This window comes from bacterium endosymbiont of Bathymodiolus sp. 5 South, from assembly GCF_900128535.1.
GTDB lineage: Bacteria > Pseudomonadota > Gammaproteobacteria > PS1 > Pseudothioglobaceae > Thiodubiliella.
Genome location: NZ_FQTR01000042.1, coordinates 1 through 14,379, shown reverse-complemented (window position 1 = coordinate 14,379; position 14,379 = coordinate 1). Strand labels below are relative to the sequence as shown.

The following is a 14,379-nucleotide window of genomic DNA, read 5'->3' as shown; positions in this document are numbered from 1 at the left end:
AACCCACTTTTCACCCACTTGGCGATTTTTTAAACCCAGCCTTAGCCCTGCTAGGACAAGGTTTAAAGAAATTACCAAGTCGGCAAAACTTGTCATTTTGCTAATCATTCCTACTTATGCAAAAGTCTCTATAAATAAGGGTAGCGTCCCCTCGTATCATAACAATCGTGCCAATCATCAACACCAAAAACCGTTTTCGATTACACTATCCAATGGCGATTGGATAAGGAGATAGTGACACAGTGCGTCCCAATAAGTTTTTAAACTTGTGAATAAGGTTTTGTGCCTATCTCCTTATTCCAAAAACGCACAGTTGAATGATAAAGTAAACCATAAAAAACCTCAGGTTTTGACACCTGAGGTTTTTTGTTTTGTTTCCGAGTATTTTTAATGTTTAGCCATCATGCATCTGTTGAAGACTGTTAGAATGAAAAAAGACGCAGAAAATTAGCCGATTTTTGCTTGAATTGCATCAATAACTGATTGAGATGAGGTGGCCTTAACACTTAATAACAGACCTTCTTCTTTATAAAAACCAACCAGAGGAGCTGTTTGGTCATTATAAACATTGAGGCGATTGCTGATGGCTTCTTCAGTTTCATCATCGCGCTGCACTACCGATGCACCACATTTATCGCAAACACCTTCAACTGCAGGTGGATTGGATTTAACATTATAAATCTCACCACAACCCGTACAAGTACGACGCGTTGTTAAGCGATCAAGAATAACATCACGGGCAACATCAATCTCAACAGCAGCATCTAATTTTTCACCCATTTTGTTAAGCAATTTTTTTAAGGCTTCTGCTTGTGGAATAGTGCGTGGAAAACCATCTAATAAATAGCCAGCCTTACAATCATCTTCTTGAAGTCTTTGTTCCATAATACCCATGATTAAATCATCAGACACCAAGTCACCCGCCTTCATTGCTGCTTGTGCTTGCTTGCCAAGTTCCGTGCCAGCGGCAACTGCGCCGCGCAAAATATCACCCGTAGAAATCTGAGGTGAACCGTCAATTTTTGTTAGTAATTTTGCAACAGTACCCTTGCCAGCACCTGGCGCACCTAAAAGAATGAGTTTCATATGTTTCCTTAATAAAATAAAAAATGAGTAAAGATTATACCATAGAGCAGACTCTAAAAACTATTGAACCACAACCACCATTGCTGGACGCACTAAGCGACCATTCAGTGTAAAGCCAACTTGTACAACATCTAAAACGGTATTAGATTCTTTATCGGGCATCGGTAACATGGTAATGGCTTCATGTAATTCGGGATTAAAAGGTTCGCCTTCTGGGTTGATGGACTCAACGCCAAACTTTACCATCGTGGAAAGAAAAACTTTATCCGTCATTTCTAGCCCTTCAATAATACTTTCAATTGTGGCCGTGTCTTCATGGGCTGTTTTAAGTCCCATGCTCAAAGAGTCTTTTACCTCAAGCAAGGCTTTAACGAAACCATCCAGTGCGAACTTGTGTGCGTTTTCTAAATCTTTGGCATTGCGGCGTTTCAGGTTTTCCATTTCAGCCTGAGCGCGTACCACCTTGTCCCAATTGTCTTTAGCAGATTGCTGTGCTTCTGCTAATTGTGCTTGTAAATCATCCTCCTCAGGTAAGCTTGAAGCGTTTTTGATTGCCGCTTCAATATCTGCAACTGTTGCTTCTTTTGTATTTTTAGTTTCTTGCTTTACTGAGGTTGTTGTCTTTTTTTTGCTTTGTGTTTGTTTTTTTGTCATTTTTTAGTGCTCAATTCGTGTATATTTTTATCTATGTAGTGTCTATTTTAAATAAATCAACAACAATCATCAATATGTTTAACACCATTGGAATTATCACCAAACCTAACGACCCACGCAGCGACGATAAAGCCAGGGAATTAGCCATCTTTCTTAAAAATAAAAATGTCGCTGTAGTAAAGGATGACGAGCAAATTATCGAACAAGCAGACTTGATTATTGTGATGGGCGGTGACGGCTCTTTATTAAACACTGCCCGCACTTTTGTTGATAAAAAAATTCCAATATTAGGTATTAACTTAGGCAGGCTCGGATTTTTAGCAGATGTGCCTGTCACTAATATGGAAGAGATTGTGAGCGAAGTATTAAATGGCGACTTCATCAAAGAAGAGCGTCGCCTACTATCGTGCCAAGTCGAACAAAATGGCAAGATACTAGGACAATTCTTGGCACTCAATGATGCGGTTGTTCATAGAACAGAAACTTTAAAAATGATTGAATTTGATTTATTTATTGACGATAAATTTGTCAACAATCAGCGTGCTGATGGATTGATTATTACCACACCAACCGGCTCAACTGCTTATGCCTTATCAAGTGGTGGCCCTATTATGCACCCTGGTATAGATGCTATTGGCTTGGTGTCTATTTGCCCACATACCATGAGTCACCGCCCTTTACTGGTACCTGGTGATAGCGAAGTGATCATTAAGGTAAAAAACTCAGAAGATGGGGCAATTGTTAGTTTTGATGGACAAACCTCGGTTTCCATTAAGGCAGGACAAGACATTCGTTTGCATCAGTACAGTAACGCTATTAGTTTATTACACCCAAAAAATTATAATTACTTTAAGATCATTCGCTCCAAATTACACTGGGGCACCAAACTCTAGTGTAGGACTATGTTATCTCAATTAACGGTTAAAAATTTAGCGGTTGTCGAGGCGCTTGATTTATCTTTTGAATCTGGCATGAGCACCGTAACTGGTGAGACCGGCGCTGGCAAATCTATTCTTCTACAAGCCCTAAATTTGGTATTGGGTCATCGCAGCGATTCCGCACTTGTGCGTCACGGACAAGATAAGGCCGAAGTGAGTGCTGCCTTTGATGTGGCAGGCCACAAAAAGATACAGAACTATTTACAAGCGCAATCATTAGATGCAGATTCAGAGTGTATCTTGCGTCGTATTATTACTAGTGATGGTCGCTCAAAAGCCTTTGTCAATGGCGTCAATGTGCCCCTTTCAATCATGAAGGGCGTGGGCGAATTGTTGATTGATATGCACGGTCAAAACGAACACCAGCTCTTATTGCGCAACAATCAGCAACGTGACTTATTAGATGCTTATGCACAAAGCCCTGAGTTATGCGATACACTTAATACGATTGTGTCTCAATACAATACCATTAACAGTCAAATTGACGAGTTAAGCAACAACCAAGACCTCAAACAGCAGCAGCAAGAATTGTTACAACACCAATTACAAGAGTTAGAAGATGCCGCCCTTGCTCAAGATGAGCTTGATACTATTGAGCGTCATTTTAAAACCAGCGCAAATGCCAGTAGTTTGATTGAAAAAACCACACAGGTGCTCAACCAACTTGAACAAGAGTCGGGTGCTAACACACAGTTGCTAAATTTAAGCCATGTACTCAATCAAGCGCTTGAAACTGATGAAAAACTCACACCAATTGCGCAAATGCTTTCCAGCGCACAAGTACAAACTCAAGAAACCATTTATGAACTCAACAATTATTTAAGCAGTCTATCGTTTGACGAGCAGACCACTGCTGAGCTGGAAGCGCGTTTAAGCGAATTGCACGATTTGGCACGCAAACATACCTGCCAAATCACCGAATTAATCACCACTCAAGACAGCATTGCACAGTCTCTACAAGCCCTTAGCGGCGCTAGTGCCTCATTAGAGGGTCTACAACAACAAAAAGAAACTTTGGCGCAACAATACCACCAACAAGCTACAGCCCTAAGCAAAACTAGATTGGAAAAAGCCGACCTATTATCAAACTTAGTCACTGAGGCGATGCAAGTTTTGGGTATGCCAGGCAGTGTGTTTAAAGTTGACTTGCCAAAAAAAGAAAATGGAGTGCATTATAACGGTGATGAAAGCGTTGATTTCTTAGTCCGAACCAATATGGGCAGTGATTTTAAAGCCTTAAAAAAAGTCGCCTCAGGTGGTGAATTATCGCGCATCTCTTTGGCAATTTCAGTCGTCAGCAGTGACAGCGAATATACCCCAACTTTGATTTTTGATGAAGTTGATGTTGGCATCAGTGGCGCAGTCGCTGAAGTCGTCGGACAAAAACTCAAACAACTCAGCCAACATTATCAAATCATTTGCATTACCCACTTAGCACAAGTCGCTGCCTTTGGTCATCAACACTTGCGTGTGCAAAAATCACAAGATAAAGAAGGCGCACAAACCACAGTTACGCAATTGTCTAACAATCAGCGTGTGGATGAAATTGCGCGTATTTTGGGTGGCTCGACGATTACCGATAAAACACGCACCGCTGCTGCAGAAATGATTAGCTTAAGTGTTCAGAAGACAACGCACTAGTAGTCGGATGAAGTAATTTATTAGACTTTTTATGGCCATCTTCTCTTTCTCAAGACATGTTGACGATCATCCCATATCCACTCAAGAAACTCTTGCATTTGAGGAAATGGTGGTTGTGAGAAGCCATAAGCCAACCCACTAAGCTTTGAAATTAAGTCCCGAATTGGTGAAAGCATCTCAATTAAATGTAGAACCGCATACTTAGTTGCTTCATCATATAATTCTGGTAACGCCAATGCTTCCTCTGTTGTAAGAGGCTTCTTATTCAGTCCCTGCATCATAGTTATAGTCATATCGTCAATAGCAGTTGCATGCATTCTTGCTACCTCTAAGATTTTGTCTTTTGTTTGTTTGGGTACATCTTGCTTGAGAATTAATGACATTATTTCACTCCAATACTCTAGAGGGTCTTTTCCTATTTGTTGATCGCTAAGAGCATCAAGATTATGGTATCTAGTAGTTTGTGCAAAATCACTCAGTAGCTCCAAAAGTTTTTGGCTTGTCTTATTCAATAAACTTCTCTTCGGCAAGTTGACGCTGTTACTAATTGATATTTTTACACACTCATCATATAGATCTGTTATCTTGTGCCCATAGTCTTTTAGCTGCTTTTTTGTGGGTACTGATAAATTATTAGTTAGCATGTGCTGCATTATTATAATTGCCTTCATCAACCTCTCTATGCCAACTGAGATATTTAGAAGGGAAGAATAAAATGCACCCTTGTTATGAACATTTGCAACCCGAAGTTCCGTAAGCCCCAAAGCAAGACACGCACTAATTAAATGCCCTTCCTGTTGCAACAACAAAACCGATGGTGGAAATTTAGTATTATGATTCATCTGGTTTTAAATCTAACCATTAGCATAAGGCGTTGCAACCTTGACACACTGCATTGTAAACAAAATCAGGTACATTTACCTAACCTACTTTTTCTTGAGACGCTCAATACCCAACATTTTGAAAATGTATCTTTGATAGGCTGGCTCAGAATTACCAGTTTTCATATTACGAATAAAGAACTTCTCAAAGGCAATTTTCGCTAAGTGCATCATTTTGCCTTTTTTCGCCCAAGTAACATTGCGTGGTGGGATTTGTGGCATAGCAACAAAAGCTGCGCCTGTATCGCCCATATCGGCAATACAAACGGCATTCCAAGTTGGGATATTAGAAGGTGCTTTCTTGTTAATCATGTCTTCAATATTATGCACAACTGCGGCTACCATTGATTCAATCATATAGCCTGTTTTTGGCGTACCGCACATAACGGGGGTCGCCTCAACAGGTGGGATAGCGATATTAACGCCCACTGAAAAGAGGTTGTCTTTCACAGGTGATTGCTGATATTCGTTAACCATCACAAAACCACGCGGATTAACAAAGCCAGTAGCCACATCTGCTAAACTGGCAACGGCATCAACGCCTTTAAAGGCTGGTAGCAACATAGTATGCTTACTGGCAATCTCAACCGTTTTAACCGCTTCGCCGTTATCATCACATTCGCTAATAGTCACTTTGTCGGCTTCAACCTTGTCAACTTTAGCGTTGGTATGCCACTTAATATGACGGTGTCTAAATTCGGACTCTAACAAGCCTTTAGAGTCGCCAACACCGCCCAAGCCCAAATGCCCAATATAAGGCTCAGGCGTCACAAAAGTTATGGGACATTTATCACGAAGTCCGCGTTTTTTCAAATCGGTATCCATAATACATGCAAATTCATAGGCAGGACCAAAACAAGAAGCACCTTGTACCGCACCCACAACAATTGGACCACCGCCATTGGCGCAGAAATTTTCCCAATCATGGAGTGCAGTCTCAGAGTGTGCTGTGGTACAAATAGAAACACTGTGTCCGTCTGGACCCAAACCCTCAATTTCATCAAATGCCAGTTTAGGGCCAGTGGCCAATACTAAGTAATCATAATCAACAACTTTGTCACCAACCATTACTTGGTTTTCGTTCGGTTTGATTTGGGTTGCTTCACCGACAATCAAATTGATATTCTTACGCTTTAATCTCGGTGCAAGCTCAAAACTAATGTCATCTGCACTGCGCCAACCAACCGCCAACCATGGATTTGATGGAATAAAATTAAAGTTTGGATTATTCGAGATAACCGTTACTTCGTGATTTTTACCTAATGTTTTCTTTATATCGTAAGCAAACGGCAATCCGCCTGTGCTTGCACCAATAACAACAATATGTGCCATACCCTCTCCTCAATCATTATTTTATAAGGTTTATATTATTGTGCGTATTGTGTTTATTGTCAAATCTATAAGAATATTATTGTATCTTAATGTAGGTAATATAAAGCAAAATTCCATAAAATTACTTTTAATTTTTATCGTTTAGACTGTATAATTTGCATTTTTTGTGAATGTGTCATATTTTGAAGTTTTGGCAATAAATAATAAAGTGCCGAAAATTCAATTAGCCATCACACTAGTGTCTGTGGTCTATTTCTCCCTAGCAGGTGTAGGACTGTCTGCACTTTATGGGGGAATGATTAGCCTAATTAATACAGCACTGGTTAATAGGCACATAAATAAACAAGAAAATGATGTTACCATCAGTGCTCAAATGGGTGTTGGAATGATGATCATCAGCTTAGTAATGCGTATGGCGATGGTAGTGGGCTTAATTTTAATAGGGAAATTTATTTTAGAATTAAGTGCAGATGCTTTAATCATTAGTTTGGTTTTAGGAATGTGTGGTTTTTTAATGGACAAGACTTTAGGGAAATAATGTCAGCAGGAAATGAACTTATCGCTTCAAGCGATTACATCAAACACCACCTACAGAACTTAACTTATGGTCAGTTCCCTGACGGTCATTGGGGCTTAGCACACAGCGCTGCAGAAGCTAAAGAAATGGGCTTTATGGCATTGCATTTAGACACACTAGGGGTTTCATTCTTATTAGGTGCAATGTTCTTATTCTTTTTCTACCGTGTTGGTCAAAGAATGACCACTGACACGCCTTCAGGCACTCAAAATTTTATTGAAAGCATCATCGACTTTATTGATGAAAATGTTCGTGGCTCATTTAACGGCAAAAATCCACTGGTTCCGCCTTTAGCATTAACGGTATTTATTTGGATTGTGCTGATGAATGCTATGGACTTGGTGCCTGTTGATTGGCTACCATATGTGGCTCAACAAATTGGCGTAGCCTTTGGCGCTGACCCACACCATGTATTCTTTAAAGTAGTACCGACCACAGATCCAAATGCAACCTTTGGTTTGGCGATTGGCGTATTCTTATTGATGCTGTTTTACAGTATTAAAATCAAAGGCTTTGGTGGCTTTACTGCTGAATTAACCTTACACCCTTTTTCATCTAAAAACCTTTTTCTTAAAGTTTTATTAATTCCGGCTAACTTTTTCTTAGAATTTGTCTCTCTCATTGCAAAACCGGTATCACACTCATTACGTTTATTCGGTAATATGTACGCAGGAGAGATGATTTTTATCTTAATCGCATTATTACCGTGGTGGACTCAGTGGACGCTATCATTGCCATGGGCAATTTTCCACATTTTAATCGTATTACTACAAGCCTTTATCTTTATGACTTTGGTTATTGTGTATATGGATATGGCGCACGATAAAGGCCATTAATTTTTAAAAAAATAGGAGTAAGAAAATGACAGAAGTACAAGCAACATTATTTTTAGCGGGTTCAATCTTAATGGGTTTAGGCGCATTAGGTGCAGCAGTAGGTATCGGTATTTTAGGTGCAAGATTCCTAGAAGGTGCAGCGCGCCAACCAGAGCTTATCCCAATGCTTAGAACACAAATGTTCATCGTGATGGGTCTAGTTGATGCGGTTCCAATGATTGCAGTAGGTATCTCAATGTATATCTTATTTGCAAAAGCTGGTTAATCAATACTTTTTTTAAAGCAGGGTTTAAGCTATGAATATTAATTTGACGATGATCGGCCAATTAATGATGTTCGCCATGTTTACATGGTTCTGCATGAAGTTCGTATGGCCGCCGATTGTTGCCGCCATGGAAGAGCGTAAAAAGCGTATTGAAAGCGGCTTAATTGCAGCAGAGCGTGGGCTATCAGAACACAAAGAGGCACAACAAAAAGCTCAGGAATTACTTGAGAAGTCTAAAAACCAAGCCTCTGAAATTATTGCCAATGCAACCAAACAAGCGTCAAGCGTGGTTGAAGATGCTAAGAGTGTCGCCTCTCAAGAAGCACAACGCATCAAAACGCAAGCACACGGGGAAATTGAGCAAGAATCTCAGCGAGTGCGTAACGAGCTAAAAGACCAAGTATCTGACTTAGTTATGCAGGGTGTGAATGCTGTTTTGGATAAAGAAGTAGATGCTAAAGCACACCAAAGCATGCTAAAGAACTTGTCACAGACACTATAGGACTTAAGAAGTGGAGCTAACAACAATCGCCAAACCTTATGCTAATGCAGTTTTTGAGATTGCTCAGCAGAATAAATCTCATGCAGACTGGAAGGGTGTTTTAGAGGTGGGCGTATCTGTTGCAAATGACGCAACAATGCGTGCGTTTGTTGCATCGCCTAACCCAACTAAAGCCAACAAAGCAAAAACAATGATCGCAATATTTACCTCAGCGCTAGGCAGAGCGTTAAGTAAACAAGAAAAGGCGTTTGTTGACTTGTTGTTAAAAAATGGTCGCATTAATGCATTGCCGAGCATTCTAGCGTTGTTTAGTGCAATGTCTAACCTAAACAGCGATGCTAAAGCATTTCATGTGACTAGTGCTTATAAATTAAGCAAAAAAGAAGAGGATGAAATCATCAAAGATTTGTCTGATAAATACAAAACAACGGTTAGTATCGATACCGAAATAGATAAGGATTTAGTCGGTGGCGTGGTGATTAAAGAAGGCGATAAGGTAATTGATTTGTCAATCAAAGCTCGTGTCAACGAACTTGGTTCACAGCTGTCAGTTGCACATTAATTTTATATAAACAATAAAGAGGAATAGTTATGCAATTAAACGCAAGCGAAATTAGTGATTTAATTAAAAAACAAATAGAAGGTTTTGATTTTGCAACTGAAGCACGCACAGAAGGCACCATAATCAGTGTGAGTGACGGCATTGTTCGTATTCATGGTTTAGCTGATGTTCAGTTTGGTGAAATGCTTGAGTTCCCTGGCAATACATTTGGCATGGCACTTAACTTGGAGCAAGACTCAGTGGGTGCGGTGGTACTCGGTGATTACTTACACCTTTGTGAAGGCGATACGGTTAAATGTACCAACCGCCTAGTGGAAGTACCAGTTGGTGAAGCAATACTGGGTCGTGTTGTCAACCCATTAGGTAAGGCAATTGACGGCAAAGGCGATATTCAATCAAAAGATTCACGCCCATTAGAGGTGGTTGCACCCGGTGTTATTGACCGTCAATCAGTTGACCAACCAATTCAAACAGGTATTAAGGCAATTGACGCAATGGTACCGGTTGGCCGTGGACAACGAGAGTTGATTATTGGTGACAGGCAAACTGGTAAGACTGCAGTTGCCATTGATGCGATTATTAACCAAAAAAATACCGGCGTTAAATGTGTGTATGTTGCGATTGGTCAAAAAGACTCTTCAGTGGCAGCTGTTGTACGCAAATTAGAAGAACATGGCGCCATGGAAAACACAATTGTGGTCAATGCTGGCGCTTCTGATTCAGCAGCACTACAATACATTGCCCCTTATGCAGGTTGTGCGATGGGCGAATACTTCCGTGACCGTGGCGAAGATGCGTTAATTGTTTACGATGACTTGACTAAACAGGCATGGGCATACCGTGAAGTATCACTACTACTCAAGCGTCCACCAGGTCGTGAAGCATACCCAGGTGATGTATTCTACTTGCACTCGCGTTTGCTTGAACGAGCGTCGCGCGTCAACGCTGAGTATGTTGAAAAGTACACCAATGGTGAAGTTAAAGGTCAAACAGGCTCATTAACCGCATTGCCAATTATTGAAACCCAAGGTGGCGATGTATCGGCATTCGTACCAACCAATGTAATTTCGATCACTGATGGTCAAATTTTCTTAGAAACTGACTTGTTCAACTCGGGTATTCGTCCAGCAATTAACGCAGGACTATCAGTATCACGAGTGGGTGGCGCAGCACAAACCAACATCATTAAAAAATTAGGTGGCGGCATTCGTCTAGACCTTGCACAATACCGTGAATTAGCGGCATTTGCACAGTTTGCATCAGATCTTGACGCTGAAACAAAGGCACAAATAGACCGTGGACAAAGAGTAACAGAGCTCATGAAGCAAAATCAATACTCTCCACTATCGGTGGCTGAAATGGCAACATCACTCTTTGCCGCTAACTCAGGTTCATTAGATGATCTTGAAACAAACAAAGTGGTTGATTTTGAGGCGGCATTGATTGCTTATATGAATGCAAACCAAACAACATTGATGGACAAAATCAGTAAAAACGGTGACTACAACGACGATATTGCTAACGAGTTACAAGCAGCAATTGATGATTTTAAGGCAAACCACACTTGGTAAAATAATATGGCAGGCGGAAAAGAAATTAGAACGCAGATTTCGAGTATTAAAAACACTCAGAAAATTACCTCGGCTATGGAAATGGTAGCAGCGTCTAAAATGAAAAAAGCACAAGACAGAATGTTGGCATCACGCCCTTATTCTGAAAAGATTGCCGAAGTTATCGGTCACTTAGCTTATGCACATTCAGAATTTGAACACCCTTATATGAAAGAGATAGGCGATGTCAAGTGTGTTGGTATTATCATTATTTCTAGCGACAGAGGCTTGTGTGGTGGTTTAAATACAAACTTATTTAGAAGTTTGCTAAAAACAATCGTTGACTATCAAGCACAAGGTATTGATGTTGAGCTTTGCACCATTGGTAAAAAGGCCACATCATTTTTCAAAAACACAGACCTAAACATCAAATCGGTATTAACAGATTTAGGCGATGCGCCACAATTTGATGATTTGTTAGGCACAGTTAAGGTCATGTTAGATGCCTATGATGCTGGTGAGGTTCAACAGTTGTCAGTAGCTTATAATAAATTTGAAAATACCATGACACAAGTGCCAACAGTATCGCAGTTAGTACCGATGGTTGCTGGTGAAGTAACTGGCATGGATTACCACTGGGATTACATCTATGAGCCAGATGCTCAAGAGGCGCTGGGTGCATTATTGGTGCGTTATATTGAGGCTTTGGTTTATCAGGGCTTGGTTGAAAATATCGCTTGTGAGCAGTCATCTCGTATGATTGCAATGAAGAGTGCAACTGACAATGCGGGCGATATGGTGAAGGATTTAGAATTAGTTTACAACAAGGCAAGGCAAGCGGCAATTACTCAGGAAATTTCTGAAATTGTTAGTGGCGCCGCTGCGGTTTAAGTTTAATAAAAGAGGAAAAAGTAAATGAGCAACGGAAAAATTATACAAATTATTGGTGCAGTTATTGATGTTGAATTTTCAGAAGGCAATATCCCTAGTATTTACAATGCTTTAATAGTGAGCGAAACAGGATTAACACTAGAAGTACAACAGCAGTTAGGTGATAATGTGGTTCGTGCTATTGCAATGGGTAGCTCGGAAGGCTTAAAAAGAGGGTTAGAAGTTTCCAATACCGGTGCCGCCATCAAAGTGCCAGTAGGCACTAAGACACTTGGACGCATTATGAATGTATTAGGCGAGCCGATTGATAATGCAGGTGATGTCAATCCAGAAGCCGAGTGGGAGATTCATCGTCCTGCCCCCGCTTATGATGAATTAGCCCCAGCAGCAGAATTGTTAGAAACAGGTATTAAGGTCATTGACCTAGTTTGCCCGTTTGCTAAGGGTGGTAAAGTTGGCTTGTTCGGTGGTGCAGGTGTAGGTAAAACCGTTAACATGATGGAGCTTATTCGTAATATTGCGATTGAACACTCAGGTTACTCTGTCTTTGCAGGTGTGGGTGAACGAACTCGTGAAGGCAATGACTTCTACCACGAGATGAAGGAGTCCAATGTATTAGATAAAGTCTCCCTTGTTTATGGTCAAATGAATGAGCCACCGGGAAACCGTTTGCGTGTTGCACTCACAGGCTTGACGATGGCAGAATACTTCCGTGACGAAGGTCGCGATGTCTTATTGTTTATTGATAACATTTATCGTTACACGCTTGCGGGTACTGAAGTATCGGCGCTGTTAGGTCGTATGCCTTCAGCAGTAGGTTACCAACCAACACTGGCAAGTGAGATGGGTGCCCTACAAGAGCGTATTACTTCAACTAAAAAAGGTTCAATTACTTCAATCCAAGCGGTATATGTACCCGCAGATGATTTAACCGACCCATCACCAGCAACAACCTTTGCACACTTAGATGCAACGGTTGTATTATCGCGTCAAGTAGCAGAATTAGGTATTTACCCTGCGGTAGACCCACTAGATTCTACTTCACGCCAACTAGACCCACTCATCGTTGGCGAAGAACATTACAATGTTGCTCGTGGCGTGCAAGGTGTATTACAGCGTTATAAAGAACTGAAAGATATTATTGCAATCTTGGGTATGGACGAATTAAGCGAAGAAGACAAGCAATCTGTCTCCCGTGCTCGTAAGATCCAGCGCTTCCTCTCTCAACCATTCTTCGTGGCAGAAGTATTCACCGGTGCAGCCGGTAAATATGTATCCTTAAAAGATACAATTTCTGGCTTCAAGGCAATTCTTGAAGGTGAGTTGGACGACTTACCAGAGCAAGCATTCTATATGATGGGCTCTATTGATGAAGTTCGTGAAAAAGCGGCGAAAGCGTCTGCAGAGAAATCGTAAATGTCAACCATACAAGTCGATGTTGTAAGCGCTACTGAGTCACTCTATTCAGGTGAAGCAAAATGTGTGTTTGCACCTGCATCAACGGGTGAATTGGGCATCTATCCAAAACATGTTGCGCTATTATCAGTATTAAAGCCAGGCGAAGTTCGTATTGAAACTGACACAGGCATTGAGTCCATTTATGTTTCTGGTGGTATCGTTGAAGTACAACCTGATGTGGTTACTATTTTTTCTGACACTGCTATTCGTGCAAGTGACTTAAACGAAGCTAAAGCCTTAGAGGCTAAGCAGCGTGCAGAAGCAGCAATGCAAGATGCAACTGAAAATAAAGACATTTCAGCAACCCAAGCAGCACTTGCTGAGTCAATGGCGCAACTGCAAATGATTAGCAAAATGCGCGGAAAAAAGGTATAAGAGAGTAAGTATGAAAAAAAATATTGTTTTAATGTTTACACTTATTGCTTTATTGGCAGGTTGTAGCTCAATGCCTTTAAGCAAACAGCAGGTAAACAAAGTTCAAAGCATTGCTATTATTAATAATTTTCCCCAATATCCTAGTTATTCATCTATTGGGACAACAGTTTTTCAAAACAGTTACGATAAAATAATAAACAAAAATTATCAAGAAGAATTGTCCAGTATATTCGCTAAGTATCTTGGTCAAAAAGGCTATAAAAATGTTGCTGTTTATAATAAAACGAAAAAATATAAGGGCGAAGTTGATTTAGTTATAACGCTTGAGCCTTCAGGGTTAAATCGTCCTGCAGCTCCAAATAATGCAGGTTACGGGATTTATCAAAGATCATTTTTTGGTATTCAAGATAAAGCATCTACCTACATAGAGATGAATGCGCTTGTAAAATTAAAATCCGGTGAAGAATTTAATACACATTTTCACGATTTTGCTCCCGTTTCATTTAAAGATTTACCTAAAAAATGGGATTATTTGTCCAATTCTCAAAAAAATGAAATTGAAAGTAAGATTAAACAAAATATGAAAAAGTCTATAAATGCTATGCGTGACCTAGGTTTGTAATTGAAAACTATAGATTGACCACTTTAAACAGCTATTTTCTTAAAATCTATAATTTTTCCATTCTCCACTAAAACGCCTTCTTTTTGAAGGCGTTTTATTTTTACGGCTATATCATCTGCAAAACCCCCTAGTTCTCCATTTGATTTCACCACACGATGACAAGGCACTTCAGGTGCAAAAGGGTTTTTATTCATAGCCGAGCCAACTGC

The 14,379-nt window shown here is 40.3% G+C and carries 18 protein-coding genes; 13 read left to right on the top strand and 5 right to left on the bottom strand.

Annotated features, from left to right (window positions below; translation table 11 throughout):
• On the top strand, nt 1-235 hold a 235-nt coding region (locus BBROOKSOX_RS05630), incomplete at its 5' end, for a hypothetical protein (RefSeq protein WP_180323868.1).
• A 212-nt stretch (nt 236-447) separates the two neighbouring features.
• Here the strand turns inward: BBROOKSOX_RS05630 and BBROOKSOX_RS05625 are convergent.
• Nucleotides 448-1,086, bottom strand: a complete 639-nt coding sequence (locus BBROOKSOX_RS05625; RefSeq protein WP_139660259.1) for an adenylate kinase — start codon at nt 1,084-1,086, stop codon at nt 448-450.
• 60 nt (nt 1,087-1,146) lie between these two features.
• Nucleotides 1,147-1,740 (bottom strand): nucleotide exchange factor GrpE, encoded by a 594-nt coding sequence (gene grpE / locus BBROOKSOX_RS05620; protein WP_139660258.1) that lies wholly within the window; start codon nt 1,738-1,740, stop codon nt 1,147-1,149.
• A 74-nt stretch (nt 1,741-1,814) separates the two neighbouring features.
• Here grpE and BBROOKSOX_RS05615 point away from each other — a divergent pair, with 74 nt between their 5' ends.
• Complete coding sequence (locus BBROOKSOX_RS05615) at nt 1,815-2,633, top strand: NAD(+) kinase (protein ID WP_139660257.1); 819 nt, start codon at nt 1,815-1,817, stop codon at nt 2,631-2,633.
• 9 nt (nt 2,634-2,642) lie between these two features.
• Nucleotides 2,643-4,319, top strand: a complete 1,677-nt coding sequence (gene recN, locus BBROOKSOX_RS05610) for a DNA repair protein RecN (protein ID WP_139660256.1) — start codon at nt 2,643-2,645, stop codon at nt 4,317-4,319.
• A gap of 29 nt (nt 4,320-4,348) precedes the next feature.
• Here recN and BBROOKSOX_RS05605 read toward each other — a convergent pair whose 3' ends face one another.
• Together BBROOKSOX_RS05605 and BBROOKSOX_RS05600 are read right to left on the bottom strand one after the other, a co-directional pair.
• A complete protein-coding gene (locus BBROOKSOX_RS05605; RefSeq protein ID WP_139660255.1) occupies nt 4,349-5,161 on the bottom strand; it encodes a hypothetical protein in 813 nt (270 codons plus the stop codon).
• 84 nt (nt 5,162-5,245) lie between these two features.
• The gene (locus BBROOKSOX_RS05600) at nt 5,246-6,532 is read right to left on the bottom strand and encodes an NAD(P)/FAD-dependent oxidoreductase (RefSeq protein WP_139660254.1); all 1,287 of its coding nucleotides are present in this window, start codon (nt 6,530-6,532) and stop codon (nt 5,246-5,248) included.
• Nucleotides 6,533-6,704: 172 nt separating this feature from the next.
• Between BBROOKSOX_RS05600 and BBROOKSOX_RS05595 the strand changes: the two genes are divergently transcribed.
• From BBROOKSOX_RS05595 to BBROOKSOX_RS05550, 10 genes are read left to right on the top strand one after another with little or no spacing between them, the layout of a single operon-like run.
• Nucleotides 6,705-7,070, top strand: a complete 366-nt coding sequence (locus tag BBROOKSOX_RS05595) for an ATP synthase subunit I (protein WP_257607779.1) — start codon at nt 6,705-6,707, stop codon at nt 7,068-7,070.
• Nucleotides 7,070-7,945, top strand: coding sequence for a F0F1 ATP synthase subunit A (atpB, locus tag BBROOKSOX_RS05590; RefSeq protein ID WP_139660253.1), 876 nt, complete (start codon nt 7,070-7,072; stop codon nt 7,943-7,945). The genes BBROOKSOX_RS05595 and atpB overlap by 1 nt, the downstream gene beginning before the upstream one ends.
• Before the next feature lie 25 nt (nt 7,946-7,970).
• The gene (atpE, locus tag BBROOKSOX_RS05585) at nt 7,971-8,210 is read left to right on the top strand and encodes a F0F1 ATP synthase subunit C (protein ID WP_139660252.1); all 240 of its coding nucleotides are present in this window, start codon (nt 7,971-7,973) and stop codon (nt 8,208-8,210) included.
• A gap of 31 nt (nt 8,211-8,241) precedes the next feature.
• Nucleotides 8,242-8,712, top strand: a complete 471-nt coding sequence (locus BBROOKSOX_RS05580) for a F0F1 ATP synthase subunit B (RefSeq protein ID WP_139660251.1) — start codon at nt 8,242-8,244, stop codon at nt 8,710-8,712.
• 10 nt (nt 8,713-8,722) lie between these two features.
• Nucleotides 8,723-9,274, top strand: coding sequence for a F0F1 ATP synthase subunit delta (locus BBROOKSOX_RS05575; protein WP_139660250.1), 552 nt, complete (start codon nt 8,723-8,725; stop codon nt 9,272-9,274).
• A 29-nt stretch (nt 9,275-9,303) separates the two neighbouring features.
• Nucleotides 9,304-10,845, top strand: coding sequence for a F0F1 ATP synthase subunit alpha (gene atpA / locus BBROOKSOX_RS05570; RefSeq protein ID WP_139660249.1), 1,542 nt, complete (start codon nt 9,304-9,306; stop codon nt 10,843-10,845).
• 6 nt (nt 10,846-10,851) lie between these two features.
• A complete protein-coding gene (atpG, locus tag BBROOKSOX_RS05565; protein WP_139660248.1) occupies nt 10,852-11,715 on the top strand; it encodes a F0F1 ATP synthase subunit gamma in 864 nt (287 codons plus the stop codon).
• Between the two features lie 24 nt (nt 11,716-11,739).
• Nucleotides 11,740-13,131, top strand: a complete 1,392-nt coding sequence (atpD, locus tag BBROOKSOX_RS05560) for a F0F1 ATP synthase subunit beta (protein WP_139660247.1) — start codon at nt 11,740-11,742, stop codon at nt 13,129-13,131.
• Nucleotides 13,132-13,548 carry a F0F1 ATP synthase subunit epsilon gene (locus BBROOKSOX_RS05555; RefSeq protein ID WP_139660246.1) on the top strand — a complete coding sequence of 139 codons (417 nt, stop codon included), beginning with the start codon at nt 13,132-13,134 and terminating at the stop codon, nt 13,546-13,548.
• Between the two features lie 10 nt (nt 13,549-13,558).
• On the top strand, nt 13,559-14,170 hold the full coding sequence (locus tag BBROOKSOX_RS05550) for a hypothetical protein (protein ID WP_139660245.1): 612 nt from the start codon (nt 13,559-13,561) through the stop codon (nt 14,168-14,170).
• 23 nt (nt 14,171-14,193) lie between these two features.
• On the opposite strand, the gene BBROOKSOX_RS05545 is transcribed toward BBROOKSOX_RS05550, so the two are convergent.
• Nucleotides 14,194-14,379, bottom strand: a 186-nt coding sequence (locus BBROOKSOX_RS05545; protein WP_139660244.1) for an MGMT family protein, incomplete at its 5' end; no start/stop codon positions are given.

Coding starts and splice junctions, on each gene's coding strand:
- BBROOKSOX_RS05555 (WP_139660246.1), top strand. CDS start 13,132: ATGTCAACCATACAAGTCGATGTTGTAAGCGCTACTGAGTCACTCTAT.
- BBROOKSOX_RS05550 (WP_139660245.1), top strand. CDS start 13,559: ATGAAAAAAAATATTGTTTTAATGTTTACACTTATTGCTTTATTGGCA.
- atpB (WP_139660253.1), top strand. CDS start 7,070: ATGTCAGCAGGAAATGAACTTATCGCTTCAAGCGATTACATCAAACAC.
- atpE (WP_139660252.1), top strand. CDS start 7,971: ATGACAGAAGTACAAGCAACATTATTTTTAGCGGGTTCAATCTTAATG.
- BBROOKSOX_RS05615 (WP_139660257.1), top strand. CDS start 1,815: ATGTTTAACACCATTGGAATTATCACCAAACCTAACGACCCACGCAGC.
- BBROOKSOX_RS05600 (WP_139660254.1), bottom strand. CDS start 6,532: ATGGCACATATTGTTGTTATTGGTGCAAGCACAGGCGGATTGCCGTTT.
- atpD (WP_139660247.1), top strand. CDS start 11,740: ATGAGCAACGGAAAAATTATACAAATTATTGGTGCAGTTATTGATGTT.
- atpA (WP_139660249.1), top strand. CDS start 9,304: ATGCAATTAAACGCAAGCGAAATTAGTGATTTAATTAAAAAACAAATA.
- atpG (WP_139660248.1), top strand. CDS start 10,852: ATGGCAGGCGGAAAAGAAATTAGAACGCAGATTTCGAGTATTAAAAAC.
- recN (WP_139660256.1), top strand. CDS start 2,643: ATGTTATCTCAATTAACGGTTAAAAATTTAGCGGTTGTCGAGGCGCTT.
- BBROOKSOX_RS05605 (WP_139660255.1), bottom strand. CDS start 5,161: ATGAATCATAATACTAAATTTCCACCATCGGTTTTGTTGTTGCAACAG.
- grpE (WP_139660258.1), bottom strand. CDS start 1,740: ATGACAAAAAAACAAACACAAAGCAAAAAAAAGACAACAACCTCAGTA.
- BBROOKSOX_RS05580 (WP_139660251.1), top strand. CDS start 8,242: ATGAATATTAATTTGACGATGATCGGCCAATTAATGATGTTCGCCATG.
- BBROOKSOX_RS05625 (WP_139660259.1), bottom strand. CDS start 1,086: ATGAAACTCATTCTTTTAGGTGCGCCAGGTGCTGGCAAGGGTACTGTT.